The organism is Halomonas sp. ND22Bw (genome assembly GCF_003011945.1).
Lineage (GTDB): Bacteria > Pseudomonadota > Gammaproteobacteria > Pseudomonadales > Halomonadaceae > Halomonas > Halomonas halophila.
Genome location: NZ_PXWD01000941.1, coordinates 1 through 269, shown reverse-complemented (window position 1 = coordinate 269; position 269 = coordinate 1). Strand labels below are relative to the sequence as shown.

Here is a 269-nt window from a genome sequence, read left to right as displayed (position 1 = left end):
AGGCCTTGCTCAATGGCATTAACCAGAGCGGGTTCTGCTGTTGAATTTTCTGCCTGATAATAAGTAAACATAGTGATTCTCCGTGTCTGTGTATTTATGGTGTCTGCTACGGATCGCAGATTTATAAAGCACATTCAGCATGGCAAATATTTGCCGCTTCGTTGTTAAGATTAGTCCTGGTTGATGATTTTTATATTTTAACACCATGATATTCATAGGGATTGTGATTGGTATGATCCGATTAATATTGATACAATATCTTTTGGGTT

General features: G+C 37.2%; 1 protein-coding gene. It reads right to left on the bottom strand.

Going from position 1 to position 269, the window contains the following annotated elements; all coding sequences use genetic code 11:
- On the bottom strand, positions 1 to 71 hold a 71-nt coding region (locus CVH10_RS27350; protein ID WP_369335932.1), incomplete at its 3' end, for a hypothetical protein.
- Between the last annotated feature and the right edge of the window lie 198 nt (positions 72 to 269).